Annotated in this window: 26 protein-coding genes and 1 pseudogene; 12 read left to right on the top strand and 15 right to left on the bottom strand. The window is 65.4% G+C overall.

Annotated elements, in window-relative coordinates; translation table 11 throughout:
* A pseudogene (locus tag ABDV78_RS15445) lies at positions 1 to 95 on the bottom strand (phosphoribosylaminoimidazolesuccinocarboxamide synthase); the annotation flags it as partial.
* A 276-nt stretch (positions 96 to 371) separates the two neighbouring features.
* Between ABDV78_RS15445 and ABDV78_RS15440 the strand changes: the two are divergent.
* From ABDV78_RS15440 to ABDV78_RS15425, 4 genes are all read left to right on the top strand, one after another.
* Entirely contained in the window at positions 372 to 761 is a 390-nt protein-coding gene (locus tag ABDV78_RS15440; RefSeq protein WP_343528324.1) for a hypothetical protein, read from the top strand.
* 1,305 nt (positions 762 to 2,066) lie between these two features.
* Positions 2,067 to 2,687, top strand: coding sequence for a hypothetical protein (locus ABDV78_RS15435; protein WP_343528323.1), 621 nt, complete (start codon positions 2,067 to 2,069; stop codon positions 2,685 to 2,687).
* A gap of 285 nt (positions 2,688 to 2,972) precedes the next feature.
* On the top strand, positions 2,973 to 5,225 hold the full coding sequence (gene parC / locus ABDV78_RS15430; protein ID WP_343528322.1) for a DNA topoisomerase IV subunit A: 2,253 nt from the start codon (positions 2,973 to 2,975) through the stop codon (positions 5,223 to 5,225).
* A gap of 187 nt (positions 5,226 to 5,412) precedes the next feature.
* Complete coding sequence (locus ABDV78_RS15425) at positions 5,413 to 7,017, top strand: bifunctional diguanylate cyclase/phosphodiesterase (protein WP_343528327.1); 1,605 nt, start codon at positions 5,413 to 5,415, stop codon at positions 7,015 to 7,017.
* Here the strand turns inward: ABDV78_RS15425 and ABDV78_RS15420 are convergent.
* The 4 genes from ABDV78_RS15420 to ABDV78_RS15405 are packed head-to-tail and all read right to left on the bottom strand — an operon-like array spanning position 7,008 to position 9,918.
* The gene (locus tag ABDV78_RS15420; RefSeq protein ID WP_343528326.1) at positions 7,008 to 8,183 is read right to left on the bottom strand and encodes a CCA tRNA nucleotidyltransferase; all 1,176 of its coding nucleotides are present in this window, start codon (positions 8,181 to 8,183) and stop codon (positions 7,008 to 7,010) included. The two genes, ABDV78_RS15425 and ABDV78_RS15420, sit on opposite strands and share 10 nt — an antisense overlap.
* Complete coding sequence (locus tag ABDV78_RS15415) at positions 8,171 to 8,764, bottom strand: CoA pyrophosphatase (RefSeq protein ID WP_343528321.1); 594 nt, start codon at positions 8,762 to 8,764, stop codon at positions 8,171 to 8,173. Before ABDV78_RS15415 ends, ABDV78_RS15420 begins: the two co-directional genes overlap by 13 nt.
* The gene (locus ABDV78_RS15410) at positions 8,761 to 9,336 is read right to left on the bottom strand and encodes a DUF1285 domain-containing protein (RefSeq protein WP_343528320.1); all 576 of its coding nucleotides are present in this window, start codon (positions 9,334 to 9,336) and stop codon (positions 8,761 to 8,763) included. Before ABDV78_RS15410 ends, ABDV78_RS15415 begins: the two co-directional genes overlap by 4 nt.
* A 54-nt stretch (positions 9,337 to 9,390) precedes the next feature.
* Positions 9,391 to 9,918 (bottom strand): N-acetyltransferase, encoded by a 528-nt coding sequence (locus ABDV78_RS15405; protein ID WP_343528319.1) that lies wholly within the window; start codon positions 9,916 to 9,918, stop codon positions 9,391 to 9,393.
* A gap of 123 nt (positions 9,919 to 10,041) precedes the next feature.
* Here ABDV78_RS15405 and ABDV78_RS15400 point away from each other — a divergent pair, with 123 nt between their 5' ends.
* Both ABDV78_RS15400 and ABDV78_RS15395 read left to right on the top strand, forming a co-directional pair.
* Positions 10,042 to 10,410 (top strand): dihydroneopterin aldolase, encoded by a 369-nt coding sequence (locus ABDV78_RS15400; protein WP_343528318.1) that lies wholly within the window; start codon positions 10,042 to 10,044, stop codon positions 10,408 to 10,410.
* A gap of 5 nt (positions 10,411 to 10,415) precedes the next feature.
* The gene (locus tag ABDV78_RS15395; RefSeq protein ID WP_343528317.1) at positions 10,416 to 10,721 is read left to right on the top strand and encodes a Rossmann fold domain-containing protein; all 306 of its coding nucleotides are present in this window, start codon (positions 10,416 to 10,418) and stop codon (positions 10,719 to 10,721) included.
* Here the strand turns inward: ABDV78_RS15395 and ABDV78_RS15390 are convergent.
* Positions 10,697 to 11,560, bottom strand: coding sequence for a hypothetical protein (locus ABDV78_RS15390; protein ID WP_343528316.1), 864 nt, complete (start codon positions 11,558 to 11,560; stop codon positions 10,697 to 10,699). The two genes, ABDV78_RS15395 and ABDV78_RS15390, sit on opposite strands and share 25 nt — an antisense overlap.
* Before the next feature lie 251 nt (positions 11,561 to 11,811).
* On the opposite strand from ABDV78_RS15390, the gene ABDV78_RS15385 reads away from it, so the two are divergent.
* The 4 genes from ABDV78_RS15385 to ABDV78_RS15370 all read left to right on the top strand — a co-directional run bounded on the left by ABDV78_RS15385 (position 11,812) and on the right by ABDV78_RS15370 (position 14,373).
* On the top strand, positions 11,812 to 12,492 hold the full coding sequence (locus ABDV78_RS15385; RefSeq protein WP_343528314.1) for an energy transducer TonB: 681 nt from the start codon (positions 11,812 to 11,814) through the stop codon (positions 12,490 to 12,492).
* A gap of 53 nt (positions 12,493 to 12,545) precedes the next feature.
* Positions 12,546 to 13,340: a MotA/TolQ/ExbB proton channel family protein gene (locus tag ABDV78_RS15380; protein WP_343528313.1), complete on the top strand. Its 795-nt coding sequence runs from the start codon at positions 12,546 to 12,548 to the stop codon at positions 13,338 to 13,340.
* Positions 13,341 to 13,439: 99 nt separating this feature from the next.
* The gene (locus ABDV78_RS15375) at positions 13,440 to 13,913 is read left to right on the top strand and encodes a biopolymer transporter ExbD (RefSeq protein WP_343528312.1); all 474 of its coding nucleotides are present in this window, start codon (positions 13,440 to 13,442) and stop codon (positions 13,911 to 13,913) included.
* A 34-nt stretch (positions 13,914 to 13,947) separates the two neighbouring features.
* Positions 13,948 to 14,373, top strand: a complete 426-nt coding sequence (locus ABDV78_RS15370; RefSeq protein WP_343528311.1) for a biopolymer transporter ExbD — start codon at positions 13,948 to 13,950, stop codon at positions 14,371 to 14,373.
* Positions 14,374 to 15,272: 899 nt separating this feature from the next.
* Here the strand turns inward: ABDV78_RS15370 and dcd are convergent.
* A complete protein-coding gene (dcd, locus tag ABDV78_RS15365; RefSeq protein ID WP_058717772.1) occupies positions 15,273 to 15,827 on the bottom strand; it encodes a dCTP deaminase in 555 nt (184 codons plus the stop codon).
* 112 nt (positions 15,828 to 15,939) lie between these two features.
* Here dcd and ABDV78_RS15360 point away from each other — a divergent pair, with 112 nt between their 5' ends.
* Positions 15,940 to 16,719: a MerR family transcriptional regulator gene (locus ABDV78_RS15360; RefSeq protein WP_343528310.1), complete on the top strand. Its 780-nt coding sequence runs from the start codon at positions 15,940 to 15,942 to the stop codon at positions 16,717 to 16,719.
* A gap of 135 nt (positions 16,720 to 16,854) precedes the next feature.
* Here the strand turns inward: ABDV78_RS15360 and ABDV78_RS15355 are convergent, their stop codons facing one another.
* The 3 genes from ABDV78_RS15355 to ABDV78_RS15345 are packed head-to-tail and all read right to left on the bottom strand — an operon-like array spanning position 16,855 to position 18,466.
* The gene (locus tag ABDV78_RS15355; protein ID WP_343528309.1) at positions 16,855 to 17,313 is read right to left on the bottom strand and encodes a cytidine deaminase; all 459 of its coding nucleotides are present in this window, start codon (positions 17,311 to 17,313) and stop codon (positions 16,855 to 16,857) included.
* Positions 17,310 to 17,984: a GH25 family lysozyme gene (locus tag ABDV78_RS15350; RefSeq protein WP_343528307.1), complete on the bottom strand. Its 675-nt coding sequence runs from the start codon at positions 17,982 to 17,984 to the stop codon at positions 17,310 to 17,312. Before ABDV78_RS15350 ends, ABDV78_RS15355 begins: the two co-directional genes overlap by 4 nt.
* Entirely contained in the window at positions 17,984 to 18,466 is a 483-nt protein-coding gene (locus tag ABDV78_RS15345) for a UPF0262 family protein (protein WP_343528306.1), read from the bottom strand. Before ABDV78_RS15345 ends, ABDV78_RS15350 begins: the two co-directional genes overlap by 1 nt.
* 97 nt (positions 18,467 to 18,563) lie before the next feature.
* Between ABDV78_RS15345 and ABDV78_RS15340 the strand changes: the two genes are divergently transcribed.
* Positions 18,564 to 20,057, top strand: a complete 1,494-nt coding sequence (locus ABDV78_RS15340; protein ID WP_343528305.1) for a replicative DNA helicase — start codon at positions 18,564 to 18,566, stop codon at positions 20,055 to 20,057.
* 109 nt (positions 20,058 to 20,166) lie between these two features.
* Here ABDV78_RS15340 and ABDV78_RS15335 read toward each other — a convergent pair whose 3' ends face one another.
* From ABDV78_RS15335 to cobA, 5 genes are read right to left on the bottom strand one after another with little or no spacing between them, the layout of a single operon-like run.
* Complete coding sequence (locus ABDV78_RS15335; protein ID WP_343528304.1) at positions 20,167 to 20,916, bottom strand: phosphoadenylyl-sulfate reductase; 750 nt, start codon at positions 20,914 to 20,916, stop codon at positions 20,167 to 20,169.
* Positions 20,909 to 21,367 carry a DUF934 domain-containing protein gene (locus ABDV78_RS15330; RefSeq protein WP_343528303.1) on the bottom strand — a complete coding sequence of 153 codons (459 nt, stop codon included), beginning with the start codon at positions 21,365 to 21,367 and terminating at the stop codon, positions 20,909 to 20,911. Before ABDV78_RS15330 ends, ABDV78_RS15335 begins: the two co-directional genes overlap by 8 nt.
* Positions 21,360 to 22,985, bottom strand: coding sequence for a nitrite/sulfite reductase (locus tag ABDV78_RS15325; RefSeq protein ID WP_343528302.1), 1,626 nt, complete (start codon positions 22,983 to 22,985; stop codon positions 21,360 to 21,362). Before ABDV78_RS15325 ends, ABDV78_RS15330 begins: the two co-directional genes overlap by 8 nt.
* Before the next feature lie 11 nt (positions 22,986 to 22,996).
* Positions 22,997 to 23,293: a DUF2849 domain-containing protein gene (locus tag ABDV78_RS15320; protein ID WP_343528301.1), complete on the bottom strand. Its 297-nt coding sequence runs from the start codon at positions 23,291 to 23,293 to the stop codon at positions 22,997 to 22,999.
* A complete protein-coding gene (gene cobA / locus ABDV78_RS15315) occupies positions 23,290 to 24,081 on the bottom strand; it encodes a uroporphyrinogen-III C-methyltransferase (protein WP_343528300.1) in 792 nt (263 codons plus the stop codon). The genes ABDV78_RS15320 and cobA overlap by 4 nt, the downstream gene beginning before the upstream one ends.
* Positions 24,082 to 24,264 lie beyond the last annotated feature (183 nt).

Below are 24,264 nucleotides of genomic sequence, written 5' to 3'. Positions count from 1 at the left end.
GCGTCGTCCTTGAAATACTGGATCAGCGTGCCGGGCTCGGGGCCCTCGTACAGGATCTTGGCCTTGCCTTCGTAGATTTGGCGGCGGCGAGCCATGCGGCGGTCCCCTGAAATGAGTACAGCCCCGGCGCCCCCATGCTGAGGCCCGAGGCGGGATGGCGGGCCTATAATGGAAGGGAGGGGCGGGCGCAATGGAAGCGTGCGCGCGCATCGCATGTCATCGGCCGCAAGAAATTCCGCATGACGATCATGTAATGCGTGCGACATCATGGAAGAAAAATCTATGAATCGTGAATAAATGGCAATGTCAAAAGAACAGGAAACCGATCATTGAAGTCATGGGTTTTGGCGATGCTTGCAAAGGAGGTAGTCATGAACAAGCTGATGATCGGTGTTGTTGGTGGAGCCCTGATGCTGACGACGGGTGTTGCCGTCGCACAGCCGATGCGGGCGGCGCATGCGCCACAGATCTGGGAACAGGCGCGTGTTCCGCTGGCGAACGGCATGGAAGCGATCGCCGTGGTGAAGAGCGGCAACAAGGAGCGCACCGTCGCGTGCCGGGATACCGCCGATGTCCTCGCCACCTTCCGCCCCGAGGTCGTCGCCTTCGCCCCCGCCCACAATGCCAAGGGCAAGGCCGTGACCGATGAGGAAGTCGCGGGCGTCGAGACCTTCACTCCCGTCGCCTTCCAGAACTGCACCGTCGCCGCGGGCGATCACTTCCAGCAGGATGTGGCGCAGGCGCAGGCGACCCAGGCGTAACCCGATCGGTATCGCCGGAAACGAAGCGGGCGCGGCTCCCACCGCGCCCGCTTTGTCGTTTTTGGGCTGTCGGAGGCCGAGGCTCGATCAGGGCTGCGCGGTGAATGCGGTGGCGATGCCCGGAAGAAGGTCGTCGGTCAGTGTGTCGTATCGCGGCGCGGCGCCAAGGGAATCCTCGGTGCGGCATAAGGCATTTTCTCGCACGTCCGGGATGATCGGGGCGGCTCTCGGCCTTGTGCAGGGAGCGGGGCGGCCGGTAGGCATCATATCCTTGGTCAACGAGTGGGTAACATAGGTGGCTGGCGCGCGCGAGACTGGCACGCACCGCTGCCCCATCGCGGATATGCGCGGCGTGTGATTGTCAGCGCATGGGGGCGATGGTGACGGGTTTCGATTCCGGTTGCCTCGCGAACGGTCGGTGGTTCGGGCCGGACGTCCTCCATTTTCGTCGAATGCTGCGCATGGCGCTTTGATGTGGGTTATGACAATCACGGTGCTCTGGGTGGCTATGAAGCCATCACCGGCGTGTCTGGCGGATCGAGCGAGAAGTTCGGCATTGCCAGCAGTTGGTTTGGGATATTTACCGTAGCCAACGGAATGTGGTTGGCCGGGCGGCCGCACTAGCGGCAGTCACCTTTCAGTACACGCGCGATGCGGCTCGACCTTCGTCTATAAAATGCGTGATAGTATGTTATGTTTTGGTCATGTATTTGTTTGTATCTTTCAGTAAAAACCATTCAGAATCTATAAAATGTAATCTATAACAGTAATTTCTATGTTAATACCAATTCATATCGTGGCCAATAGCCCCATTTACTATTAAGATATACGTCACTGTTGACTCAAGATTGCTTTTGAGTAAAATATTTGATCGAAAAAGAATAGAGGTGATCTGGGGTCGCTGGGTCATCGCTTTTGGTCGCGGCTTTGCTTGGTTCTAGGGCGTGGTTCGGCGCGTTGTCAAAATAACGCATCTATGAATGGCGCTGATTTTGACTCTCATATTATCTGCGACGTCGCGACCGGTGGAAGATTTGCTGCCGATTATCGAGCTTGGGATATCGAAATATCTTCATTTACCAATGTCACTTATAATAGGTCGGCAACCCGACAAGGTTCTGGTCGTCGTGTTTTGCAGATGAAAGTCCGATGTAGTTTCTGTTCCGGTGTAAGAGTTAAATCGGGTCATAGGGTTTCCAATCCGCGCAATTGCCCGGCAGGGACGCAAATGCAAACATGCAATGTTCCCTGCGCAACGACCCAGGCGAGCATCAATTGTGCTGTGGCGTGTTAGGGAGGATGGTAATGATAACTATTATTACTGCAATGCTTATGCAGGCATCAATTGCATCGGCTACTGGAAATTTCCAAAAGGGGCGGGATTTCATTGAAGATCATCCGCACGCGCCATCTAGTGCTGCACGCCCCATCCCACCCGAGCAATTGACGGATGTGGACGAGAATGCCGTGACGGCCGAACATTTCCGGCTTGCCAATCACGCTCGACGAGAGGGGTACTCCGAGGGGCCTGCGATCCTGCATGTCGAGCCGTTCCCGGGGTGTCTGACAGTCGTTAGTCATCCCATGGGATATGAAGTGTCGGGCACCAAGCGTCTCAATGGTGTCGTGTCGACTTATAAATGCCCAGGCTTTACGCTGGTCGCAACCTATATGGATTTATCGCTTCCGACAGGGGGGGAGATGAGTGTGGGCCATGCTTCGAGCGAAACCGTCGCTGTCGTAAATGGCGGCGCTGTTGCCCGGACGTTTGTATCATTGCCAGGTTCCGGTTCGCGCGTGACCGACATGTGGACAGGAAAGCAGAAGGTTTTGTCTGTTTCCCTGATTTCCAAGTCATTCGCATTGAATGACATGCAGGCAAAGGCGGACATCATATTGGAAAAAATGACCGATTCGCTCAGATAAGCCGGTGAGATGGCTGGGTCGAAATGGATCATGGCCTCGGTATCGCGATCATCTTTGCGGGTGTAGCGATGCGAGTAGAGTCAATTGATCTTGCAGTAGATGTAATCGATCGGGCGGCGTTGGCGCAGAGCGTGGTTCGCTAAGCTGGTTGGTCTTGGAGCCGCAAAGTCGGCGCCGGGCACGGTGGGAATGTGAAGCAGGACACCCTCCACACAAACCCGGACGTTCCCGATTTGATCTGGCGGATTGCTCCCCAGGCGCGGGCTTGCTAGAAGCTGGGCTCCCATGGCGATCGATCTCCGCGACAATCCTCCCGTCGGCATATTGGACGCACCCTTCGACAGTGCGCTGTCGGAGCGGTATCTCGTCTATGCGCTGTCCACGATCACCGCGCGCTCGCTGCCCGATGTGCGCGACGGCCTCAAGCCTGTTCACAGGCGTCTTCTCTGGGCGATGCGGCTGCTCAAGCTCGACCCGGCGGCGGGTTACAAGAAATGCGCGCGCGTCGTCGGCGACGTGATCGGTAAATATCACCCGCATGGCGACCAGTCGGTGTACGACGCGATGGTCCGCCTCGCGCAGGATTTCGCGTTGCGCTATCCGCTGGTCGACGGGCAGGGCAATTTCGGCAATATCGATGGCGATAACGCCGCCGCCTATCGTTACACCGAGGCACGGCTGACCCAGGTCGCGATCGACCTGATGGACGGCCTGGACGAAGACGCCGTCGCCTATCGCCCGACCTATAATGGCGAGGAGCAGGAGCCCGAGCTGTTCCCCGGCCTGTTCCCCAATCTGCTGGCGAACGGGGCGAGCGGCATCGCGGTCGGCATGGCGACCAGCATCCCGCCGCACAATGCCGCCGAACTGCTGGACGCCGCGATCCTGCTGGTCGATCGGCCGGATGCCGATGACGACGCGATCCTGTCGCTGGTCAAGGGGCCGGACTTCCCGACTGGCGGCATCGTCGTCGATGCGCCCGCAATCCTGCGCGAAAGCTACACCACCGGGCGGGGCGGCTTTCGCGTCCGTGCCCGTTGGGACATCGAGCGGGAGAAGGGCGGCGGCTGGCAGATCGTGATCAGCGAAATTCCTTACGGCGTCGCCAAGGGCAAGCTGATCGAACAGATCGCCACGCTGATCAACGACAAGAAGCTGCCGATCCTGGCGGACATTCGCGACGAATCGGACGCGCAGGTCCGCATCGTGCTGGAGCCGCGCAGCCGGACCGTCGATCCGCAGGTGCTGATGGACGGGCTGTTCCGCTTTTCCGATCTGGAGACGCGGATCAGCCTGAACCTCAACGTCCTCGACAAGGATCGGACCCCGCGCGTCATGAGCTTGCGCGAGGCGCTGTCCGCCTGGGTCGACCATCAGTTCGTGGTGCTGCGCCGCCGCTCCGAGCATCGTCTGGGCAAGATCGCCGACCGGATCGAACTGCTCGACGGCTATCTGGTCGCCTATCTCAACCTCGACCGGGTGATCGAGATCATCCGTACCGAGGATGAGCCCAAGGCGGTGATGATCGCCGAATTCCGCCTGACCGACCGGCAGGCCGAGGCGATCCTGAATATGCGGCTGCGCTCGCTCCGTCGACTTGAGGAGTTCGAGATTCGCGGCGAGCGCGACAAGCTCGACAAGGAACGCGAGCAACTGACCCTGTTGCTGGGCTCCGAGGCGCGGCAGCGGACGCGGATGAAGAAGGACCTGGGCAGGATCCGCGACCGTTATGGTCCCGAAACCGCTTTGGGCGCCCGCCGCACGCTGATCGAGGAGGCCGCACCCACACGCGACATTCCGCTGGAGGCGATGATCGAGCGGGAGCCGATCACCGTCATCCTGTCGCAACGCGGCTGGATTCGCGCGATGAAGGGGCATGTCGACCTCGCCTCGGCCGACACCGCCAAGTTCAAGGAAGGCGACGGCCCCGCCTTCGCCTTCCATGCGCAGACCACCGACAAGCTGTTGCTGGCCGCCGCCAATGGCCGGTTCTTCACGCTGGCCGCCGACAAGCTGCCCGGCGGACGCGGCTTTGGCGAGCCGGTGCGCGCGATGATCGACCTGGACGGCTCGATCGGCATTGCGGGGTTCCTGCCCGCCTCCCGAGCGGCCAAGTTACTGGTCGCGGCGTCCGACGGGCGCGGCTTCGTCGTCCCGGTCGCCGACACGATTGCCGAGACGCGCAAGGGCAAGACCGTGCTGACCCCGCGCGCGGGCGCGCTGTTGAAGGTCGTCCGGCCGGTCGGGCCGGAGCATGACTATATTGCGGCGATCGGCGACAACCGGAAGCTCCTGGTCTTCCCGCTGACCGAGTTCGTCGAACTGTCGCGGGGGACGGGCGTTCAGTTGCAACGCTATCGCGATGGAGGGCTGTCGGATGCGACGACCTTCACGTTCAAGGACGGGCTGAGCTGGGCGATGGGGGGCGAGACCGGGCGCGTGCGGACCGAAGCCGATCTGTCCGCCTGGCGCACCGCCCGGGGCGCGGCGGGGCGCATGCCGCCGACCGGCTTCCCGCGGGACAACCGTTTCGATTGATGGAGAAGGGGCCGAAACGGATTCGAAACCGTGCCGGTTTTGACCAGCGCCTGGAAAATTTCCGGGAATTTTAGGGGGTTTTAACGTTCGCGGGGTATATCGATGGCAAATGGCCTCGATTGCATATCCGACACCGCGAGCGACGACGCGTGATTCCGTGTCGCTGACCGCGTGCGCGATCGATATCATGGCGATCCCGGCGGCCGAGATCGTATTGGCCAGCGGGCAACCGGCCGTCCTTCATGCCAATGAGGCTTTCCGCCGGGCCGGCCTGGGGGATCGGAACGCGCAGGCGCTGCTGCTGGAGGAACTGGGCGATCGGATCGCGCTATTCCTCGACTCTGCGCACCGGTCGGTCGAGTTCTCGCTCACCCTGGGCGATGTCATCGACTGCCGCTACTTCCAGGTGACGTTGACCCGTCCGGCGGAGGTCGACGCGGTTTCCTGCATCCTGATGCTGGTCGACCATACCGCGCGCCATCATACTGAACGCAGCCTGCGGCGGGAAATGACCACGGACAGCCTGACCGGCCTGCCCAATCGGCAGGGGTTCGGGGACCTGATCGAGGCGATGATGGAAAGCGGGCATCGCCATGCCGTGCTGGTCATCGATCTCAACCGCTTCGGTCGGCTGAACGCCTGTATGGGGTCGCTGGTCGCCGACGAACTGCTGATCACGGTGGCGCGCCGGTTGAAGGGGGCGCTGCGAACGCGCGATTCGATCGGCCGGATCGGCGGCAATGAATTCGGTATCCTGATGAGAATCGACGAGGGCAAGGAGGAGGCGCACAATCTGGCCGAGCGGCTGGATCGCGCCCTCCGCGCGCCGTTCCGGCTGACCGATTTCGAGGTCAATGTGGAAGGATCGGTCGGCATCGCCTTCAATGCCGACCGCGATGGCGATGCCGAGGAACTGATCCGCCACGCCCAATTCGCGGTGAAACATGCCAAGGCGGCGGGGCGCACCCAGGTCTATCATCCCCATGCCTTCACCATCGCGCGCGAGCAGTTCGCCCTGGAGACGGCGCTGCGCCGTGCGATCGAGCAGGAAGAGCTGCATCTCGCCTATCAACCGATCTGCGACCTGTCCTCGGGCAAGGTGGTGGCGTTCGAGGCGCTGGCGCGCTGGCGCGATGCGGAGGGCCGCGAGCACTCCCCGGTCGACTTCATTCCGGTGGCCGAGGAGTCGGGCCTGATCGTGCCGCTGGGCCGTTGGGCGGTGAACCAGGCGGTGGCGCAACTGGCGGAATGGGATCGGGCGGCGCTGGGCATGAGTGGCAACGCCGGGGTGATGCGCATGTCGGTCAACGTCTCGGCGATCCAGCTTCAGCGCGACGATATCGCCAGCATGATCGACGCCGCGCTTGCCCGATCGGGTATCGCGGGGGATCGGCTGACCCTGGAACTGACCGAAAGCACGATCGTCGGCGACCCGGCCCGCGTGAGCAACATCATGGACGCGCTGAAGGCGCTGGGCACGACGATTGCGATGGACGATTTCGGGACCGGCTATTCCAACCTGGCCTATCTTCAGAAACTGCCCATCGATATCCTCAAGATCGACCGCAGCTTCGTCAACGGCATGCTGGCCGATCGCGACAAGCTCGCCATCGTCCGCGCGATCCTGGGCCTCGCGCAGGCGCTGGGGATGAAGACCACCGCCGAGGGTATCGAGACGGTCGAACTGGGCCAGACGATGGCCGCGCTCGGCTGCACCTTTGGCCAGGGCTTTCACTATGCCCGGCCGCTCGATCCCGATGCGGCCTGGGCGATGATCGCCAATCAGGCCTGAGCCGCGTCCGCCTGGGCCACGATCAGGTCCGCCAGTTCCGCGACGCGCGATTCCCCCGGAAAGCCTTCCGCGATCCACCGGGTCTCGATCTGGCGAAGCAGCCGGGCGACGTCCGGCCCCTTGCGCACGCCGCGCTCCACCAGCGCGCCGCCGGTGATCGGCAGGGCGGGCGGCGTCCAGTCGCGGATCGCCTCGACCGACTCGCCCGACAGCAGCAGCCGGTCGATCGCCCCGGCCACGCCCGCGCGATAGGCGAGCGCGCGCGACCCCTCGTCGCCCGCACCTGCGGTCGCGGCGATCAGGCGCTTGCGATCGGCGTTGGACAGCTTCAGCCGCGCGCCCACCGGCTCGGCCGCTTCGGGGGGGAGCAGTGCGGCCAGCCGCCGGACGGCATCGGGCATGACGCCCGCCATTGCCTCGCGCTCGGCCAGCCGCGCGAGGCGCTCGCTGCCGCTCGCATCGATTTCGGGGATGACCGCGCGGAAGATGCCATGTTCGACCATCAGGGCGATGACCGGCACCGCGCGCGGGGCGACGAGCAGCTTGAGCAGTTCCGCCGCGATCCGCTCGCGCGAGAGCGCCATCAGGTCGTTGGCGCGCGCGGTGCAGGCGGCCAGTCCGCTTTCGTCGATCGCATGACCGAAACGGGCATGAAACCGGAAGAAGCGCATGATGCGCAAATGATCCTCGGCAATCCGCTGAAGAGGGTCGCCGATGAAGCGGACGCGCCCCGCCTTCAGATCCTCCAGTCCGCCGAAATAGTCGAACAGCGCGCCCGTCGCCGGATCGGCATAAAGCGCGTTCATCGTGAAGTCGCGGCGCGCCGCATCCTCGCGCCAGTCGTCGGTGAAGGCGACCACGGCATGGCGGCCATCGGTCGATACGTCGCGGCGCAGCGTCGTCACCTCGACGGGGCCGTCGGGCAGGACGGCGGTGATCGTGCCATGCGCGATGCCGGTCGGCACCGGCTTGAACCCGCTCTCGCGGACCAGGCCGATGACGGTTTCCGGCGACAGCGGCGTGGCGAGGTCGATATCGGCGACGGGCATGCCCAGCAGCGAGTCGCGCACTGCGCCGCCCACGAAGCGGGCTTCCAGACGCTCGGCCAGCGCGACCAGTTCGGGGCGATCGGCCCAGGGCGCGGTCGGCGGGGTCATGCCGCCCATCGCAGCCGCCGCGACAGGTTGACGATCATCGCGGCGGTCGCGCCCCAGATGCGTCGGTCGTTCCATAAAATCTCGTAGAAATGGCGGGTCTGCCCGCGCCACGGCGCGCTGACCCGGCGGTGATGGGCGGGATCGAGGACATAGGCCAGCGGCACCTCGAACAGGCTGGCGACCTCCGCCTCGGACGGGTGAAGGTTCAGGTCAGGTGGGATCACGCCGACGACCGGCGTGACCTCGAATCCGGTGACGGTGCGGTAGCGATCGGCAAGCCCGACGACCGTGACGGCACGCGGCGACAGGCCGATCTCCTCTTCCGCCTCGCGCAGCGCGGTCGCGACCAGATCGACGTCGCCGGGATCGGCGCGGCCGCCAGGAAAGGCGATCTGGCCCGCATGGTTGCGCAACGTCTCGGTCCGCTGGGTCAGGACGATGCCCGGTTCCGCCCGGTCGGTGACGGGGACCAGCACGGCGGCGGCGGTCGGCTTCGCATCGATCTCGGCCAGCCGAACATCGTCGCCGGTCAACAGATCGGCGGCCGGACGCTGGGTCATCGCCTGCGCCAGCCTTTCGGCCAGCGTCATGCGGCGGCCGAGGGCGCGAGGGGAAAGAAGACGCCGTCGCTCCACAGGCCCGGCGTCGTTCCGCCCTCGTCCGCCAATGCGCGTTCGGCCAGTTCATAATAGACCGGCCGCGCGATCAGCGCCTCCAGGCGGTCGCGGACATGCAGATAGGGGCGGGGGCCTTCCTCGCCCTCGGTAAAGCGCAGAGCGTGTTCCGGCCCGGCCGCCACGAGGTCGCCGGTGTTGAGCTGGAACAGCAGGCGGCTCGCCTGTCCTTCGCCCTCGACCTTCAGCGCGACCGCGACGAAGGGGGCGTCATCCACCGCGATGTCGAGCTTCTCGACCGGGGTGACCAGCACATGGCGGCCATCCGCCTCGCGCCGCAGGATGGTGGAGAACAGGCGGACCATCGCGGGCCGGGTGATCGGGCTGCCCTGATGAAACCAGGTGCCGTCGCGGGCGATCCGCATCTCGCTGTCGCCGCAATGCGCGGGATTCCACTGCGATACGGGGGGGAGTTTCTGCGCCTCCATAGCCTGCACGATCTCGGTGAGGCTGAGCGAAGACAGGTCAGGGGGCGGCGCCATCGGCATGGAACGGAGTTAGGGATGCAGGCCCGACAGGTAAAGCCCGGCCGGCCGAAAGCCTCAGGCCATCAGGCCCGGGGCGGCGGCTGTGCCGGGGCCGAGCGTTCCGGCCAGAGCGGGGATCCCATCGCCCCGCGACAACAGGCGATGCCGCTCGACGGGGCCGGGCAGGCGCCAGCCGGCCGTCCGCTCGGCGGTGAAGCCGAAGAAGCGGCCATAATATTCTGGATCGCCGATCAGCATCATGGCCTGGTCCAGGCCCTGGGTTTCGGCCGCCGCCACCATGTGCAGGAACAGCTGCCGCCCGATCCCGTCGCGCTGGCGATCGGGCGCGACCGCGACCGGGCCGATCATGATCATCGGATGCGCATCCCCCGCCTCGTCGGTCAGCGCGACCGGCCAGCACTGGATCGATCCGAGCAGCGTGCCGTCCGCGTCGAGGGCGGCGAAGCAGAGCGAATCGATCGGCGCGGCGGCCCCGCGGACCTTGTACGCCGTGCGCGCCTGTCGCCCCGGCGGAAAGGCGCGGTCGAGCAGCGCCTCGACCTCGGCGGGCGCGACCGTTTCGAGTGGGACAAACTGGATCATGATGGGATGCGCGGGCCGATCGGCGGGGAGGGGGAATGGGAAAGGGCGCGCCTTAGCCTGTCGCGAGCGGGATGCAAGCCTCTCGCTCTTCCTTTGGGCGTACGCTCTGCTAGAGGCGCTGGCATGGAAGACCGTCTCCAGCTCGAAGTCCATGATCTCGAAGTGCAGGTGCTGACCGGCATCTATTCCGAGGAAACCCATCTGCCGCAGCCGCTGCGGATCTCGCTGACCGTCGATCTCGACTGTCCGGCGCGCTACACGCCGGACACGCCGCTGACCGAGTCGAAAAACTATCTCGACCTGAAACACGCCGCCACGATGCTGCCCGAGGGCGTGCATTTCACGCTGATCGAGGGGGTTGCGGACCATATCTGCGATACGCTGTTCCTTCAGGACAAGCGGGTGCGCCGCGTGCAGATCAAGATCGTGAAGCTGGCGATTTCCGAGGATGGCGAGGCGATCGGCATCACGCTGGTCCGCCATCGCCGCTGATCCCCGTGATCGCGCACGGGGCAGCGCGCGCGCGCCGGATCGACCTGTCGCCGCTCGATGATCCGTCGATCGTCGTGGCGGCGCATCCGGGCATCGATCTGGTCCTGGTGTTCCTGCCCGGTCGCGATCGGCTCGCCCAGGCGATCGCGGAGGCGGCGATCGGCCCGCTGGCCGTGATCGCCGCGCCCGCGGTTCGGATCAATGCCGTCTTTCCCTCAGCCGAATCGTCCCCAGCGGCGATCGAGGCGGCGGTCGCCTATCTGTCCGCCGCCCATGCCGTCACGGGTCAGTTGCTGGTGCTGGGAAGCTGACGTTCGCGTCCGCACGGACCCAAGCGTTGCAGGACGAATCGATAATCCTCCTGCGCCGCCTGTGCGTCCTGCGGCGCCAGCGAGGCGGTGCTGCGATCGGGAAGTGATTCGGGCAGCGCGCAGGCAAGCCTGTACCAGAGCAGCGTGTCGCGCGGCGGCGGGGCGGCCGATTCGTCGACGATCTCGCTCAGCGCGACGGCCCAGCGACGCTCCTCGCCCGGTCGTCGCAGGATCGACAGGGTGACGGGGCGATTGCTGGCGGTGGTGAGGAAGATCTGGGTCTCGCCTTCGCCGGGCAGGCTGCCGGGCACGTAGAAGGCGTTGCTGATTCCGTTGATGACCGGCGGCGCGTCAGGGGACAGCGCCTCGCGGACGATCGTGCGGCTGCGCTGTTCGAGATCGGCGCTCCACGGCAGTTGCGCGTCGGGGGCGACGAGCTGCAACTGGTCGGCCGCGTTCGGAACCCGCCGCGCATAGATCAGGACGCGCATCTTCTTCAGCTTGGGCGCGCGGCCGCGTGCATCCAGCGCGGGATCAAAGAGATAGCCGATTCGGGCGGGCAGGCCCCCTGCGCCGCGAATCAGCGCGCCGACATCCGCCTCGACATAGAATCGCTGATGCCCAGGGGCGACGCCTGCCGCTTCGGCGCCCTTGATCGCGGTAGCCGATCGGATGGTGACGTCGGCGATCACCGGGGCCGACAACACCAGGTCGGCCAGATCGGCATAGCCCGGACCCGTCACCGCGTCCGGCACTCCGGCCTGACCAATCCGGGGCGAGGGCAGGGTGGCCTGCTGGGCCGCAAGCGGCGCTGCGGCCAGGGGAATCGCCAGCGTCAAGACGCTCGCGCGAATGGCGTGGGACAGGGGATTCATACGTTCGGGCTACTCGGTCGCGCATTAACGGTACAGAAATAATTTCGTCATGGCGTGATTGTACGTTTGTTACGTCCGACAAACTGATTGCGCCGCGCCAGCCGGGACGATAGGGTCCAAGGCTCTGCCGCATGCCGAAAGAGCATGGCAGGAGTTTCCCACGTCCCCACGCTACGGCGAGGCGAAACTGGCAGACTGAGGAGTTTCGTTGCTGAATGGCCTATACTGACCAGAAGATGTCCGGGGGCAAGGTGGTCGCGATCGTTATCGTCGTGCTCATCCATGCTGCCCTGGGCTACGCCTTCGTCACGGGACTGGCATACCAGTACGTGAAGAAGGCGACCGAAAAGCTCGACACGTTCGACGTGCAAGAGCCCCCGCCCCCGCCACCACCGGATGAACCGCCGCCCCCGCCGCCGGAACAGCCGAACGTGCCGCCGCCGCCGACCACGGTGGTGACGCCGCCGCCTATCGTGAACGTGCCCGTGCCGGCCGTTGCGATCCAGACGACGTCCGTCATCCCGCTGAGTCAGCCGACCGCACCGCCGGCCCCGCCTGCGCCGCCCGCACCGCCCGCACCGCCGGCTCCGCTGCGCGTCTCGCAGGCGGCCGGTCTGAAGGGCAATCCCGGCCAGTTCTTCGGCCCCGACGCCTATCCTCCCTCGGCTCAGCGCGAAGGCGCGGAAGGCCGCGTGGTGGCCAAGCTGACGGTCGGAACGGATGGGCGAGTGACCGATTGCGTCGTCACGACGAGCAGCAACAACCGCGCGCTCGACGATACGACCTGCCGGATCGCCAAGGCGCGCGTGCGCTTCACGCCCGCCAAGGACGAAAACGGCAATGCGATCACATCGTCCTACACGCTTCCTGTACGCTGGCAGTTGCCACAAGAATAACGGCCCCGTGCCGAACCAGAATTCAACGCTTTAGTCAGAGGACCTAACCAATCATGCTCACCACCATCCTCGCCGCGGGCGGCGCAGCGGCCGGTGCCGAAAATCCGTACGGCCTGGGCCAGGCTCTGAAAGAGGGCGGCCTGATCTCGCAGTCGGTGTTCACCATCCTCTGCTTGATGTCGATCGTCTCGTTCTACATCCTGTTCTCGAAGCTGTTCGAGCAGCAGAAGATCATCAACCAGGCCAAGCGCGTCCGTCAGGGCTTCTGGTCGTCGAACTCGCTGCGCGAGGGCTCGGCCAAGCTCGAGAAGAACTCGGCCTACAAGCAGATCGTCGACGACGGTCTGGCCGCTCAGGATCAGCACTCGAAGCTGACCGATCCGGTCGAGGCGCATGACTGGCTGCACGGTTCGCTGGCGCGCTCGGAAGCCGCTATCAACTCGAAGCTGGGCGGCGGTCTCGCCTTCCTGGCGACCGTCGGTGCGACCGCGCCGTTCATCGGTCTGTTCGGTACGGTTATCGGCATCTACCGCGCGCTCATCAAGATCGGCTCGTCGGGCCAGGCCTCGATCGACGCGGTCGCAGGCCCCGTCGGTGAAGCGCTCATCATGACCGCCCTGGGTCTCGTCGTCGCGGTTCCGGCCGTGCTCGCCTACAACTGGCTGCAGCGTCGCAACAAGGGCATCGCCGAAGACCTGTCGGCGTTCTCGAACGACGTGCTGGGCTTCCTGGCCTCGAACGGTGCGGTTCGTCCGGCCACCGTCGGCGCCGCCAAGCCGGCCGCTGTCAAGGCTCCGGCCGCGACCACCACGGCCGGTCAGGCCGGTGGCGTTCAGACCCGCGCCTGAGCCTAAGGGGGCGGGGACCGGTCTTTCGGGACACGGCCCCGCCACCCCCCGCCGACCCTTTGCGGCGGCGATAGAATGCATGGATAGGATAGCTCTCTCATGGCGATGAGCGTTGGCGGTGACTCCGCCGAGAAACCGATGTCGGAGATCAACACGACGCCCCTCGTGGACGTCATGCTGGTGCTCCTCATCATCTTCCTGATCGCGGTTCCGGTCGTGATTCAGACCGTTCCGCTGAAACTGCCGAGCGTCCGCTTCGATCCGACGACGACGAAGCCGGAAAATGTCTCGCTGTCGGTGACCAGCGTCGACGGACAGTGCAAGGTGTATTGGGGTCTCAGCCCCGTCACCTCGACGGAACTGCGCGACAAGGCCGTTCAGAAGCTGAAGGCCGAAGTCGAGCGTCTTGGCAACAACATCACGCCCGACCAGTTGCCCGAAGCGCATATCCGCGGTGACGTGAATACGCCCTATCGGTGCATCGGTGGCACCATCTACACGATGCAGCAGGCCGGTTTCGCCCGGGTCGGCTTCATCTCCGAGCCGCCCCCCGGCGGCAACCCCCGCGCCTGATCGGCCGGGCGGACAGAATAGGAGTTAGCACGCCATGGCAATGAGCGCCGGATCCGATGATGGCGAGCCGATGATGGACATGAACACGACGCCGTTGATCGACGTCATGCTCGTGCTCCTCATCATGTTCATCATCACCATCCCGATCCAGACTCACGCGGTGAAGGTCGACCTGCCGGTCAACTCGAAGAACAACACGCCGGTCGTGAACACCGAGAAGAACAAGGTCGGTATCGACGCCGCCGGCACGGTGACCTGGAACGGTTCGCCGGTCGACGAGGTGACGCTGCGTCAGTATCTGGACCAGTCGGCTGCCATGAACCCCGAGCCGGAATTGCACTTCCAGCCCGCCCCCGACGCGAAATACGCCAAGGTCGACGAGACCCTGGCGGTGATCAAGCGCTCGGCGGTGTCCAAGCTCGGCTTCATCGGCAACGAGCAGTATCGCAACGACTTCTGATCCACGGATCGGAATGCGTGAAGCAGGAAGGCGGCCCTTTCGGGGGTCGCCTTTTTTCATGCCTGTCCCGGAGGTTGGCCGGGCGTACTCGGATAAGGGGCATGGGTTTCCCCGCTATTCAGCTCCTTCGGCGATCGCGCCACGAGAGGATCGCCATGGCCGAGGATCACGGGGCCGAGCGTAAAGGGTCATGCGAAATCCAGGCAGGCTGGCTGGTTGCGAACCAGCGCACCTTGGGCCGGATCGCCTTCGGACCCGGCCGACCCGCGTTCCTCCCCTGCATGGTGGAGGGGTATCGTCGGTAGAGATGTCTCCTTTGTCGTTGGGCCGGGACACCCCTTCGTCAGGCCTTCGGACCGCCACCTCCCCTCGGCCAGGGGAGGAATGGAGCCGAGAGCGTTGATCGGCCCTCGCTAAGCGATGTGGCCGGCGGCGATAACCCCGCCGCTGATGCTCAATCTCATCCCCGTACCTGTTCGGAGCGCGGCGCGCATTCGATGTCCGGTCTCTCCATCAGGCGATGCTCCGCCAGCAACGGTCGATCCAGATGGATAGGGCTGTGGGTGCCGTCATGCAGTCACCTGATTCGGCGACAACCGGCCGGCTCCATTCGTCCCATAAGATCGCGGCACGCTGGAGGTTGAAGGCGATCGAGTCGTGACAAGGCCGTGGGCATGCGCGCCTGGCGACTTTCACCGATTGACCCAGGCGGCGGTGCCCCGTTCAGCCCTCGACCTTGTCCCGGCTGAATGCTGGGGGAGGATAGGCGTCGGCCTTTCACGATCGGAAAGGCTCTGCCCGAACGGAGTCCGAAGGAAGGGCGAGTAACTTTGTTTACCCCAGACCTGCCGGACGGCGTCCGACACCAGCCGTCCGATCTTTGGCCCCGTCCCGAATACCTACAGGCGCGGCAGGGTGACGCCGCGCTGGCCCATATATTTGCCCGCCCGGTCGGCATAGCTCGTCTCGCACGGCTCATTGCCCTTCAGGAACAGGAACTGACAGGCGCCTTCATTGGCGTAGATCTTGGCGGGAAGCGGCGTGGTGTTGGAGAATTCCAGCGTCACATGCCCCTCCCAACCCGGTTCGAGCGGGGTGACGTTCACGATGATGCCGCAGCGCGCATAGGTCGACTTGCCGAGACAGATGACGAGCACGTCGCGCGGGACCCGGAAATATTCGACGGTGCGCGCCAGCGCGAAGCTGTTGGGCGGGATGATGCAGACATCGGTCTTGCGATCGACGAAGCTGTTCGAGGCGAAATCCTTGGGATCGACCACCGCGCTGTCGACATTGGTGAAGATCTTGAACTCGTCCGCGACCCGCGCGTCATAGCCATAGGAAGACAGGCCATAGCTGATGCAGCCGTCGCGGCGCTGATTCTCGACAAAGGGTTCGATCATCGCCTGGTTCTGCGCGGCTTCGCGAATCCAGCGGTCGGACAGGATCGACATCTTCATTCCCCTTATGCGTTGCCGCTCTTTGCCGGAACGGGGGAGCAGGGCAAGCCGCGAAACGCAAAATGGGACTTGCGGTTGACGTTGCGTCAAGCGGTAGGCTCTGCCCATGACGATGATGCTGGACATTGCCGAGATCGCCCAGGCCACCGGACTCAGCAGCCGGGCGCTCCGGTTCTACGAGGCGCGCGGGTTGATCCGACCGCTGCGCAGTAGCGGGGGGCGGCGCATTTTCGGGGCGGGCGAGCTGGAACGGCTGCACGCCATCGTCGCACTCAAACGCGCCGGGTTTACGCTGGCCGCGATCGGGCGAATGCTCGACCGGCCCGATGCGCGGCTCGGGCCCATGGTGGCCGCCCAGCTTTCGGTGGTCGAGGCGCAGCGGGTCGCACTGGCCGATACCGCCGCGTTGCTCCAATCCATCCAGTCCCGCATCGATGCCGGCGAGCGCATCGACGTCGCGACGCTTTGCTCGCTGATTCGAAAGGGAAACAGCATGACGACGACACAGTGGAAAGCGGTGGTCGACCGGCACTTCACCACGGAAGAACAGGCGCGTTGGGCGGAGCGGATGGGTGCGCTGGGCCCCGATTTCGATCAGGTGGCCTATCAGGCGCGATGGGCCGATCTGGGCCAGAGAATTGCGGCGGCCCTGCCGCTCGACCCGGATTCGGATGTGGCGCGGGGCTTCGTGCGGGAATGGTTCGCCTTGCTTGCGCCCTTCCGCGCGGTGGCGACGCCCGAGATGTGGGCGGGCGCGACGCGATTGCACCAGGACCGGGCAGAATGGGACGGACAGGCCGATCCGGGTTTCTCCGGCGAGGTGTGGCAGTTCATCCAAGCCGCAGGTGCGGCGATGCGGGCGCGGGGTGAGCAGCCGGAGGCCTGAAGCACGGCGGTCGTGCGGAGGCGCGGAGACTGCAAAGGGGGCGTATCCGGTCGTCATCGGCCGTCCATCCTGGTCGAGGACGGGCGAGAGCCTTGAGATTCCTTCTCTGCGCCTCCGCGTCTTCGCGCGAAGAATTCAGCTTATTCCGAGGTCTGCCGGGCCAAAGGCATCGGGCAGGAGTTCGGACAGGCGATAGCTTCGCACGGCGTCGCCTTCGGCCGCGCCGCAATGGACGGGCAGGTCGCGGCCACCCATTTGCGCGGCCTCGTTGATCACCTGTCGACAGCGGCCGCAGGGGCTGACCGGCGTGGTGCCCGTCGCCGCGCCGGTCGCGTCCATCGCGCCGCCGATCACGCCGATCGCGACGATCTCTCGCAGGCGTCCTGCGGCGGAGGCGGTGGCGATGGCGACCGTTTCGGCGCACAGCGACAGGCCATAGCTTGCATTCTCGAAATTGGCGCCGGTGATGATCGTGCCATCCTCCATCAACAGCGCGGCCCCGACCGCAAAGCGGCTATAGGGCGCATGCGCATGGCGTGCCGCTTCACGGGCGGCGGCGATCAGCCGCTCGGCGTTCGGATCGATCGGGTTCATGAGGTAACGACATCCCAGTTGACGGGGCCTTCCACCCCCTCGACCCGGCGAAAATCGCTCGCGCGCCACATGCGCCAGGGGCGGGCGGCGTAATCGGGCTTCAAGACATTGCCCATCGCCCAGACCGGGCGGGGGAGGGCGGCGGTGATGCTGTAGTCGGACTCGAAAGCCTTGGACACGCGCAGCATGACGGGCTTGCCGGTATGCGTCTCGACCATCGTCACGAAACGGGTCAGGTCGGCGATCAGTGTCGCGCGTTCGGGCCGCGCGGTGCAGTCGTCATGATAGGACAGGTCGATGGCGACGGGCAGCGCGTCGCCGGCACGCGGAACGAAGATGTTGAAGGCATCCGCCTGCGCCGCGGCGGGCTGGCACAGCGAATAGATGTGGATCGCCCCGCGCCGCAGCCCCGCGTCCGGCAGGGCCGCCCAATTCCCCTCGAATGCCGGATCGCGGCGATCCGCGCCCGACGTGGCGACGATATAGGCGAAGTCGGCGCCATTGGCGCGCAAGGTCCGCCATTCCACGGCGTGCGGATTTTCGGGCAGGTCGATGCCCTGCAACGGATAATGCTCGGGCGAGGGTTGCCAATGCGTCGCCCAATGCCGTCCGCCTGCCGTGACCGCCCCCAGCGCGAGCAGCCCGGCCCCGATTTTCCATAGAATCGCCATTAGTTGCGGATATGCAGGACGCAGAGCAGTGTGAAGAGGCGACGTGCGGTGTCGAAATCGACCTCGATCTTGCCGGACAGCCGCTCCTTCAACATCTCGGCCGCCTCGTTATGGATGCCGCGCCGGGCCATGTCGATCGTCTCGATCTGTTGCGGCGAGGCCGCGCGGATCGCCTGGTAATAGCTGTCGCAGATCGCGAAATAGTCCTTGATCGGCCGCCGGAACCGCCCGAGCGCCAGCACCAGCGTCTCGATATGCGTCCCGTCCTCGCGGTGCATATGGATGCCCAGGCGCCCTTCCTCGGACTCCAGCTTGATCCGATAGGGCCCGGCATAGCCGTCCGCCTGCGGCCGCTGTGGCGCGAAATAATTTTCCTCGATCAGATCGAAGATCGCGATCCGCCGCTCCTGCTCGACATCGGCCGACCGCCAGCCGAGGCTGCGTTCGTCGAGGTCGATAGAGATGATCCGGGGATCGGCCATGGTGACGGGATAGTCGTGAAGCGCGTGCGCCGCAAATCCCTCGCTAATCGACGCAATCCGTTTTCATCCGGGGCCGCTCCGCGCTAACGCCGAAGAAATGGCCACCCTCGCATTCCCGAACCCGGCTGCCGCCGCCGAGCCGCAGCAGCTTCCCCGCAATATCGAGGCGGAGGCCGCGCTGCTGGGCGCGATGATGATCGACAACCGGCTGGCCGACGATCTGGTCGATCGGATCGAAGCGGACCATTTCTTCGAGCCGGTCCATGGCCGTATCTTCAGCGCGATCAAGAATCTGCGCGCCACCGACATGCTGGCGACCCCGGTCACGTTGCGCCCGATGTTCGAGGCGGACGAGGGGATGAAGGCGCTTGGCGGCCCGTCCTATCTCGCGCAGCTCACCGGATCGGGCGCGGGCCTGATCGGCGCGCGGCAGTTCGCGCAGCAGATCTACGATCTCGCCATGCTGCGGGCGCTGGTGACGGTGGGGCGGACCCTGGTCGACCGGGCGATGGACACCTCCGAGGAGGTCAACCCGCGCGCGCAGATCGAACTGGCCGAGAATGAGCTGTTCAAGGTCGCGGCGGACGGCGGCTCCGAGAATGCGGTGAAGAGCTTCGCCCAGGCCACCACCATGGCGGTCAAGAATGCCGAGCGCGCGCTGAATTCCGGCGGCCATGTGTCGGGCATCACCACGGGCCTCGACTCGGTCAATGCCAAGATCGGCGGTATGCACCGCTCCGACTTGATGATCCTCGCGGGGCGTCCGGGCATGGGCAAGACCTCGCTCGCGACCAACATCGCGTTCAACGCCGCGCGCCGCTGGATGCGCGACATGCAGGACGGCATCCCGCCGTCCGAGTCGGTGGGCGCCAAGGTCGCGTTCTTCAGCCTCGAAATGTCGGCCGACCAGCTCGCGACGCGTATCCTAGCCGAGCAGTCGGGGATCAGCTCCGAAGCGCTGCGCATGGGCAAGATCAGCCGTAACGAATTCGCCCAGCTCGCCGCCGCCGCCGCCGAACTGGAGCAGTTGCCGCTGTTCATCGACGATACCGGCGGCCTGTCCATCTCCGCGCTGCACACCCGCGTCCGGCGGTTGCAGCGGCGGCACAACAACGAGATCGGGCTGGTCGTGGTCGACTATCTCCAGCTGCTGACCGGCTCGGGCAAGTCGTCGGAGGGCAATCGCGTGCAGGAAATCTCGGAGATTTCGCGCGGCCTGAAGACGCTGGCGAAGGACATGAACGTGCCGGTGCTGGCGCTGTCGCAGCTCAGCCGTGCGGTCGAACAGCGCGAGGACAAAAGGCCGATGCTGTCCGACCTTCGCGAATCGGGCTCGATCGAGCAGGACGCGGACATGGTCTGGTTCGTGTTCCGCGAAGACTATTACATGATGCAGCGCGAGCCCAAGCGTCCGATGGAAGGCGATGACGGCAAGGTCTTCGAGGACCATGCGAAATGGGCGACCGAGGTGGAGCGGGTCTATGGCCTGGCCGAGCTGATCGTGGCGAAGCAGCGTCACGGTGCGACCGGCAAGGTGGTGATGAAGTTCGACCCGACGATCACGCGATTCACCGACTTCGCGGGCTATTGACGTTCAACGGCGCCTCATGGGCGCATGATCCCACCCTCGACTCTGTCCGAGCGAAGGGTGGGGGCTTCCGAGATCGTAAAGCGATGCCGGCGAAGGCCGGGGCGATCGGTCAGATCGGCTGGACGGAGTCCGCCACCGGCCGGTGGATCCCGCACTCCACCTTGTCGAACCCGCGCCATCTTCCCGAACGCGGGTCTTCGCCCGGCTTCACCCTGCTGGTGCAGGGCGCGCAGCCGATCGACAGATAGCCTTGCGCCTCCAGCGGGTGGCGTGGCAGGTCATGTTCGGCGAAATAGGCGTCCAGCGCGGCCTTGTCCCAATCCGCCAGCGGGTTGAGCTTCAGACGCCCTTCCTCGACCTCGAAGCGCGGAAGCGCGTGGCGGGTGCCGGCCTGGAATCCCTTGCGACCCGAAATCCAGGCCTCGAACGGGGCCAGGCCATGGGCGAGGGGTTCGACCTTGCGCAGTTCGCAGCAGCCATCGGGATCATAGCCGTGGCGGATGCCTTCGGGATCCTTGGCGGCCAGGCGCGTGGGATCCGGCTGGATCACGCGCACGTCGCGCAGGCCCAGTCGCGCGACCAGCGTATCGCGATAGGCCAGCGTCTCGGGAAACATCTTGAGCGTGTCGGTGAACACGACCGGCGTCGTCGGATCGGCAATCGCCACCATATGAAGCAGCACGGCGGATTCGGTCCCGAAGGACGATACCGCCGCGATCTGCCCGTGCAGCTCTCCGGTCAGCAGGGTGTGCAAAAGCGCCGGCGCGGAGATGCCCGCGAACCGCGCTTCATAGGCCGCCGCATCCTCCACCGTATAAGCGGGCCGAACGTCGATCCGGTCGAGCGCCCGCTCAGCCATGGCGCAGCTTCCACACCGGCACACGGGCGTCGGCGGCCTTTTGATAGGGCTGGGGGTAGAGCTTCAGCAGCTTGGTCAGCGTCGCCGAGTCGATCGGTGCCTGTGGCGCGAAGCTGTCGAAGCCGCAGCGGCGCATATGCGGAATCTGGTCGACCAGCACGTCGCCCGCGGCGCGAAGCTCGCCCTCGAAACCCGCCTCGCGCAGGATGCGCGCCGCCGAATAGCCGCGCCCGTCGCGAAAGGTCGGGAAGCTGATCTCGACCAGCGCGATCTGGCCCAGATGCGGCAGCAGCGCGCGCGCATCGTCGCCCGCCTCCAGGCGGACGGCGGTGGCGTTGGTCTGGCCCAGGAACGCATCCAGCGTCACCGCCGGTTCGTCATGCACCACGTCGTCGCGGAAGCGCAGCAGCGTCTCCCCCGCATTGCCGTTGGCCGTGATCGGATCAACCATAGATCGCCTCCTTGAACGGCTGCATCCCGACACGGCGATAGGTGTCGAGGAAGCGCTCATCGCCCTCGCGCAGCGCCACGTAACGATCGGTCACGCGCTCGATCGCATCGACCACGCCGTCCTCGTCGAAGCCGGGGCCGGTGATCTTGCCGAGCGACACATCCTCCGCGCCCGATCCACCGAGCAGAAGCTGATAATTCTCGGTGCCTTTCTTATCGACGCCCAGAATACCGATATGCCCGGCATGGTGGTGGCCGCAGGCGTTGATGCAGCCGGAAATCTTGAGTTTCAGCTCACCCAGTTCGCGCTGCCGCCCGGCGAAACGCTCGCCGATCTTCTGCGCCAGCGGGATCGAGCGCGCGTTCGCCAGGCTGCAATAATCCAGGCCCGGGCAGGCGATGATATCCGAGATCAGGTCGAGATTGGCCTCGGCCAGCCCCGCTTCGCGCAAGGCGGTCCAGATGGCGTGGAGATCGGCCTTGCGGACATGCGGCAGGACGATGTTCTGCGCATGGGTCACGCGCAGCTCGTCATGGCCGTAACGCTCGGCGAGGTCGGCCATCAGGTCGATCTGGTCGGCCGAGGCATCGCCGGGGATGCCGCCGATCGGCTTCAGGCTGATCGTGACGATGGCATGGCCGGGTTGCTTGTGCGCGGCGACATTCTGGTCCAGCCAGACCGCGAAGTCGGGGTCGGAGCGGTCGACGCCATCGGGCGAGTCGCTGGCGAAGTCGGGGCCTTCGAACATCGCGGTGATCCGCGCCAGCTCGGCGACCGGCGGGTCGATGCCCAGCTCACGGATCGCCGCGAACTCCGCCTCCACCTGCTCGCGATAGGACTCGACGCCGATCTCGTGCAGCAGGATCTTGATGCGCGCCTTGTAGATATTGTCGCGGCGGCCATAGCGGTTGTAGACGCGCAGGCACGCTTCCAGATAGCTCATCAGATGGTCGGCGGTGATGAAGTCCTTCACCTCATGCGCGATCATCGGGGTGCGGCCCATGCCACCGCCGACGAAGATCTTCGCGCCGAGCACGCCGTCCCGCTCCAGCAACTGGATGCCGATATCGTGCAGCCGCATCGCCGCACGATCCTCGTCCGCGGCGATGACCGCGATCTTGAACTTGCGGGGAAGGTAGGTGAACTCGGGATGGAAGGTCGACCATTGCCGGATCAGCTCGGCCCAGGGGCGCGGATCGGCGACCTCATCGGCTGCCGCGCCCGCAAACTGGTCGGACGAGATGTTGCGGATGCAGTTGCCCGAGGTCTGGATGGCATGCATCTGCACCGTCGCCAGCTCGGCGAGGATGTCGGGGGCGTCGGCCAGCTTGATCCAGTTATACTGGATGTTCTGCCGCGTGGTGAAATGGCCATAGCCGCGATCATATTTGCGCGCGATATGGCCGAGCATCCGCATCTGGCGGCTGTCCAGCGTGCCATAGGGCACCGCGATGCGCAGCATATAGGCGTGAAGCTGAAGATAGAGGCCGTTCATCAGCCGCAGCGGCTTGAACTGATCCTCGGTCAGCGCGCCCGACAGGCGACGGCTCACCTGGTCGCGAAATTCCTCGACACGGGCATCGACGATGCTCTGGTCATATTCGTCATAGCGATACATGTGTCAGTCTCTCAAATGACCCAGGCGCCGGCATCGGCGTCCGCAGGCTTGAGGGTCAGGTCGGGGCGCACCGTGGGGCCAAGCGCACGGATGCGGTCCTTGATATGGGCGGGCCGGGGGCCTTGCTCGGTGGCCTCGGCGTCGATCAGATAGGGCACGTTGACCCGCCGCGCCCCCTCCTCGGCGCGCAGGATCGCCTCGCCATTCGCGCCGACATCCACCGCATCCTCGACATGGCGCGACCAGTCCTGGCCCGTCCACCAGACGACATCGCCGGTCGCCAGATCATTGCCGGTCAACAGCTTCATGCGCTCATCCCTTCCGCCACGCGGGCCCAACGCGCCAGCTTGTCCTCGGCGTCGGACAATTCCACGACCTCGCCCACGACGATGATCGCGGGGCTGCGAACCTTTTCACGCGCGACCATCGGGCCGAGATCGGCGAGCAGGGTGCGGATCGCGCGATGGCCCTCCAGCGTGCCGCGCTCCAGCACCGCCACCGGCATGTCGGGGGCGACGCCGTCCGCCATCAGCTTGTCGGCGATATCACCCGCGGTCGCGACGCCCATATAGATGACGAGCGTGCGGCCCTGGCCCGCCAGACCCGACCAGTCCTGATCGGTCAGCCCCTTGCACTGGCCCGCGACGAAGGACACCGCCGAGGCATGATCGCGATGGGTGAGCGGCAACATCGCCTCCGCCGCGCAACCGAGCGCGGCCGAAACGCCGGGGATCACCTCGACCGGCAGGCCGACCGCGCGCACCGCCTCCACTTCCTCGCCCCCGCGCCCGAAGATGAACGGGTCGCCGCCCTTCAGGCGCACGACGATCGCGCCGGTCTTCACATGCGCGACAATCAGTGCGTTGATCGCATCCTGCGACAGCGTGTGCCGCGCCCGCCGCTTGGCGACCGAGATGCGCTGTGCATGCGGCGGCGCGAGGTCGAGCACGCGCGGGTCGATCAGCCCGTCATGCACGACGATATCGGCTTGTTTCAGCGCCTCGACCGCACGAACGGTCAACAGGCCCGGATCGCCGGGCCCGGCACCGACAAGGATCACGCGGCCACGCGCGGCGGGGTCGAGAAGGGTAGCCATGCTGCGACAGATGATCCCCCGACACGCGCTCCACAACCGAGCGATGCTTGGGCAGCGGGTAGATCAGCTTTGGGGCTTCATTCCGATCGCTATGCCGACGGCCGCCAGTTCCGCCTCCGCGCTCGCCACCGGATAGGCGCTCGGGCGGTTCCAGTTGACGATGCCCGCGCCGATGCGGGTCCA

The organism is Sphingomonas sp., from assembly GCF_039594485.1.
Lineage (GTDB): Bacteria > Pseudomonadota > Alphaproteobacteria > Sphingomonadales > Sphingomonadaceae > Sphingomonas.
This window is presented reverse-complemented; position numbering and strand designations above follow the sequence as displayed.

Excerpts from the sequence above, each read along its gene's own strand:
- ABDV78_RS15440 (WP_343528324.1), top strand. The coding sequence starts at position 372 with ATGAACAAGCTGATGATCGGTGTTGTTGGTGGAGCCCTGATGCTGACG.
- ABDV78_RS15435 (WP_343528323.1), top strand. The coding sequence starts at position 2,067 with ATGATAACTATTATTACTGCAATGCTTATGCAGGCATCAATTGCATCG.
- parC (WP_343528322.1), top strand. The coding sequence starts at position 2,973 with ATGGCGATCGATCTCCGCGACAATCCTCCCGTCGGCATATTGGACGCA.
- ABDV78_RS15425 (WP_343528327.1), top strand. The coding sequence starts at position 5,413 with ATGGCGATCCCGGCGGCCGAGATCGTATTGGCCAGCGGGCAACCGGCC.
- ABDV78_RS15420 (WP_343528326.1), bottom strand. The coding sequence starts at position 8,183 with ATGGGCGGCATGACCCCGCCGACCGCGCCCTGGGCCGATCGCCCCGAA.
- ABDV78_RS15415 (WP_343528321.1), bottom strand. The coding sequence starts at position 8,764 with ATGACGCTGGCCGAAAGGCTGGCGCAGGCGATGACCCAGCGTCCGGCC.
- ABDV78_RS15410 (WP_343528320.1), bottom strand. The coding sequence starts at position 9,336 with ATGCCGATGGCGCCGCCCCCTGACCTGTCTTCGCTCAGCCTCACCGAG.
- ABDV78_RS15405 (WP_343528319.1), bottom strand. The coding sequence starts at position 9,918 with ATGATCCAGTTTGTCCCACTCGAAACGGTCGCGCCCGCCGAGGTCGAG.
- ABDV78_RS15400 (WP_343528318.1), top strand. The coding sequence starts at position 10,042 with ATGGAAGACCGTCTCCAGCTCGAAGTCCATGATCTCGAAGTGCAGGTG.
- ABDV78_RS15385 (WP_343528314.1), top strand. The coding sequence starts at position 11,812 with ATGGCCTATACTGACCAGAAGATGTCCGGGGGCAAGGTGGTCGCGATC.
- ABDV78_RS15380 (WP_343528313.1), top strand. The coding sequence starts at position 12,546 with ATGCTCACCACCATCCTCGCCGCGGGCGGCGCAGCGGCCGGTGCCGAA.
- ABDV78_RS15375 (WP_343528312.1), top strand. The coding sequence starts at position 13,440 with ATGGCGATGAGCGTTGGCGGTGACTCCGCCGAGAAACCGATGTCGGAG.
- ABDV78_RS15370 (WP_343528311.1), top strand. The coding sequence starts at position 13,948 with ATGGCAATGAGCGCCGGATCCGATGATGGCGAGCCGATGATGGACATG.
- dcd (WP_058717772.1), bottom strand. The coding sequence starts at position 15,827 with ATGTCGATCCTGTCCGACCGCTGGATTCGCGAAGCCGCGCAGAACCAG.
- ABDV78_RS15360 (WP_343528310.1), top strand. The coding sequence starts at position 15,940 with ATGACGATGATGCTGGACATTGCCGAGATCGCCCAGGCCACCGGACTC.
- ABDV78_RS15355 (WP_343528309.1), bottom strand. The coding sequence starts at position 17,313 with ATGAACCCGATCGATCCGAACGCCGAGCGGCTGATCGCCGCCGCCCGT.
- ABDV78_RS15350 (WP_343528307.1), bottom strand. The coding sequence starts at position 17,984 with ATGGCGATTCTATGGAAAATCGGGGCCGGGCTGCTCGCGCTGGGGGCG.
- ABDV78_RS15345 (WP_343528306.1), bottom strand. The coding sequence starts at position 18,466 with ATGGCCGATCCCCGGATCATCTCTATCGACCTCGACGAACGCAGCCTC.
- ABDV78_RS15340 (WP_343528305.1), top strand. The coding sequence starts at position 18,564 with ATGGCCACCCTCGCATTCCCGAACCCGGCTGCCGCCGCCGAGCCGCAG.
- ABDV78_RS15335 (WP_343528304.1), bottom strand. The coding sequence starts at position 20,916 with ATGGCTGAGCGGGCGCTCGACCGGATCGACGTTCGGCCCGCTTATACG.
- ABDV78_RS15330 (WP_343528303.1), bottom strand. The coding sequence starts at position 21,367 with ATGGTTGATCCGATCACGGCCAACGGCAATGCGGGGGAGACGCTGCTG.
- ABDV78_RS15325 (WP_343528302.1), bottom strand. The coding sequence starts at position 22,985 with ATGTATCGCTATGACGAATATGACCAGAGCATCGTCGATGCCCGTGTC.
- ABDV78_RS15320 (WP_343528301.1), bottom strand. The coding sequence starts at position 23,293 with ATGAAGCTGTTGACCGGCAATGATCTGGCGACCGGCGATGTCGTCTGG.
- cobA (WP_343528300.1), bottom strand. The coding sequence starts at position 24,081 with ATGGCTACCCTTCTCGACCCCGCCGCGCGTGGCCGCGTGATCCTTGTC.